Origin of the sequence: Microbulbifer okhotskensis (genome assembly GCF_023895975.1) — a bacterium.
GTDB lineage: Bacteria > Pseudomonadota > Gammaproteobacteria > Pseudomonadales > Cellvibrionaceae > Microbulbifer > Microbulbifer okhotskensis.
Genome location: NZ_JALBWM010000439.1, coordinates 1 through 329 on the forward strand (window position 1 = coordinate 1; position 329 = coordinate 329).

1 pseudogene is annotated in these 329 nt (G+C 59.9%); it reads left to right on the forward strand.

Annotated features, from left to right (window positions below):
- A pseudogene (gene ligA, locus MO867_RS22830) lies at positions 1–329 on the forward strand (NAD-dependent DNA ligase LigA); the annotation flags it as partial.

Sequence of the window (329 nt, forward strand, 5' to 3'; positions counted from 1 at the left end):
TTCAAGCAGAAGACGGCATACGAGATTGACGGCATGGTCGTCAAAGTAGACGACCTGGTACTGCAGGAGCGGGCCGGCTACACCAGCCACCACCCCCGTTGGGCCATCGCCTATAAATTCGCCGCGAAGCAGGCGACAACTACCCTGGAAAACGTAGAGTACCAGGTCGGCAAGATCGGCACCATCACGCCGGTGGCCAAGACTACGCCCGTTGCCCTGGCCGGGGTAATGATCTCCAGCGTCAGTTTGCACAACGAAGACTTCATCCGCGACAAAGACCTCCGGCTGGGCGACAAGGTCCTGCTCGAACGGGCCGGCGACGTAATTCC